This window comes from Bradyrhizobium sp. (assembly GCF_019242285.1).
Taxonomy (GTDB): Bacteria; Pseudomonadota; Alphaproteobacteria; order Rhizobiales; family Xanthobacteraceae; genus Bradyrhizobium.
Map to the genome: position 1 here is coordinate 1 of NZ_JAFAVV010000194.1, position 2,559 is coordinate 2,559.

A 2,559-nucleotide genomic window follows, 5' to 3' on the forward strand; every position below is an offset into this window, starting at 1 on the left:
TTACGTCATTCAGGGCAAAGTTGATCTCGCGAAATCCCAGCTCGCGACCATCAAGACGATCTGCGGCACGGGCTGCGAGGAGTACGAGGATCTTGCGCAGGCGATCGAAGACTCGAAGCTCTAATCTCGATCGCCTAATTGGCGCGGCGTCTCTGCGCCGCGCCACCTTACCGGGTTCGAACCTTCAACGGCTGGACCGACGTAGCGCAACGACTTGCCCCATCGTCTGTCGAATGAACCCTGCCAGTTGAGTCTCGGGGCGGCGAAAGCGGATGCTTGGCAAGCTTTGAGTGGAGATCGCATCGAATCTATTACCAGCCGTAATGCTCCGCGCGAAAGTTTTGGCGTGATTCTGATGAATCATTTGGATGATTGAGCGTGATCTTATTGCAAAATTAACTTTCATTTTTTGAGAGCATGCTCTAGGCACCGCCGATGTGCGCCCTTTGGTGTTATTCAACGCTTCAGGCATGATTGGGAATGGGCAGCTTGAGGTGAGGGCTGGCCTGGTGAGCCATTTGGCCCGCCTTTGGCGCTACGGACTCGTCCTTTCGGGGCGGCGCGATGTGGCCGAGGATCTCGTTCAAGCAACTTGTGTTCGCGCCCTTGAACGCTCACGCCAATTCGCCGTCGGCTCGAGGCTGGATCGCTGGCTTTTCTCAATTCTCCGTTCGATTTGGCTCAACGAGGTTCGATCCCGCCGGATTCGCCAGGGTGGCGGCCTGGTCGATGCCGAGACCGCCCTCGTATTCGAAGGGGCGAAGGAAATCGAAACGAATATTTTGGCTCGGCAAGTGTTGAGGCACGTGCAAATGCTTCCGCAAGCGCAACGGGAGACGGTTTTCTTGACCTATGTTGAAGGACTCACCTACCGGGACACGTCGGAGGTGCTGGAAGTGCCGATCGGCACTGTCATGAGCCGGTTAGCGGCGGCGCGTGAAACCTTGAGTAAGCTCGACCCGGCCCCGGAAGACATCTCCGCGCCCCAGAGTCAAAGCCGATGAGCGAAACACCGACCGGGCGGCCGGCCGATGCCGATCTCGTGGCCTTCCTCGATGGAGAATTATCGCCCGCGCAAGCACAATGGGTAGAGGTTTGGCTTGCTCATGACAGCGCATTGCGGCAGCGGCTGGATGTTTTTGCTCAAGTGGGCACGGTTTCCATCAAGGAGGCGTTTGGGGCGCTGCTGGCCGAAGCCCCCGAGGCCCAGCTCAGGCAAATGCTTCTCGCGCTGCCGAGTTACCGGCCCGATAGAACTATCACGAGCGACCGGAGCATCTGGCGATTGGTGAGTAGCCGTCCTCGACTCGCGCTACTCGCCGCCGGCATCGCCATTTTTATTGCCGGAATGATGACCGATCGACTTCAGTCCGACTTGCGCGAGATCGCTGGGATCGAAGTCGCGAGCGATAGCGAGGACGAGTGGCGGCAGGCGGTGGCCGAATATATGTCGCTTTATACTCCAGACACGCTTTCAGGCATTTCGGATGAGATCCCGCCGAAGGATCGCGAACTCGCCGCGGTAGGAGCGAAGCTTGGAGTCCACCTCCTGCCCTCCAGCGTTTCCTTACCCGGGATTACGCTAAAGCGGGTGCAAATTCTTCAATACGATGGCAAGCCGCTTGGTCAGATCGCTTATCTAGATCCGCACGATGGCGTCGTGGCCCTTTGCATTTACAGCGATAGCCACCACGAGATCGGGCCGAGCAGCGAGCAGCGCGCGGGGCTGAACATCGTGCATTGGGCTTCGCAGGGTCGGGCCTACATGCTGGTCGGGCGAAAGGCGATGCCTGAGTTGCGCGAGCTCGCTGGTCTCTTATCCCAGCGGCTGACACTTTGAACGCTAATTTATGTCGCAATCAACCTGTCTTTGAATTGGAGGCTTGCGCTGACAAGTGAGATTCGCTTCGCCAATTCACACGCACCTACATCCCCGCCTTTGCACCCCAAAGGCAGGTTAAGCTAAGTTCGAAACCCGTTTGCCGATTCGAGTTCCGACATGTCCAATCGCACGCGCATTCTTGTCGTAGATGATGACGCCGACATCGTCGACACGCTGACCGATCAATTGAGCGTGAACGGCGAGTTCTCGGTGAGCTCCGCGCCCACGGCCGCGGCCGCCATGACGCTTGTCAAATCCGAGCCGTTTGACCTTGTGATCATGGATGTGGGCCTACCCGACATGGACGGGCGCGAGGCCGTAAGAGTGATGCGCGCGAGCGGTGCTCGCATGCCGATCATCATGCTCACTGGACACGCAAGCGATGCCGACACCGTGGCCGGCCTCGGCTCGGGCGCCAACGACTACGTCGCCAAGCCGTTCCGCTTCGCCGTGCTCCTGGCGCGCATCCGCGTGCAGCTTCGGCAGCACGAGGCAAGCGACGATGCCGTGCTGCGAATTGGCCCCTTGCAATTCAAGCCGGCCTCGAAGCTCATCGTCACGGAAAAAGGATCAAAGCTGAAGCTTACCGAGAAGGAGGCTGCGATCCTCCGCTTCCTTTATCGTTCGAACGGACATTCCGTCGCGCGCAAGGTGCTCCTTCAAGAAGTGTGGGGCTA

At 58.7% G+C, this 2,559-nt stretch carries 4 protein-coding genes; all 4 read left to right on the forward strand.

Translation table 11 applies throughout. The features are described 5' to 3' along the window. The first annotated feature begins 214 nt into the window (after positions 1-214). Entirely contained in the window at positions 215-376 is a 162-nt protein-coding gene (locus tag JOY90_RS07365) for a hypothetical protein (RefSeq protein ID WP_291690486.1), read from the forward strand. 94 nt (positions 377-470) lie between these two features. Further along, a complete protein-coding gene (locus tag JOY90_RS07370; protein WP_291690489.1) occupies positions 471-1,004 on the forward strand; it encodes a sigma-70 family RNA polymerase sigma factor in 534 nt (177 codons plus the stop codon). Beyond that, positions 1,001-1,840 (forward strand): anti-sigma factor, encoded by an 840-nt coding sequence (locus JOY90_RS07375; protein WP_291690487.1) that lies wholly within the window; start codon positions 1,001-1,003, stop codon positions 1,838-1,840. Before JOY90_RS07370 ends, JOY90_RS07375 begins: the two co-directional genes overlap by 4 nt. A 159-nt stretch (positions 1,841-1,999) precedes the next feature. Beyond that, positions 2,000-2,559: response regulator transcription factor (locus JOY90_RS07380; RefSeq protein ID WP_291690488.1), on the forward strand; the 560-nt coding region annotated here is incomplete at its 3' end.

Excerpts from the sequence above, each read along its gene's own strand:
- JOY90_RS07370 (WP_291690489.1), top strand. The coding sequence starts at position 471 with ATGATTGGGAATGGGCAGCTTGAGGTGAGGGCTGGCCTGGTGAGCCAT.
- JOY90_RS07375 (WP_291690487.1), top strand. The coding sequence starts at position 1,001 with ATGAGCGAAACACCGACCGGGCGGCCGGCCGATGCCGATCTCGTGGCC.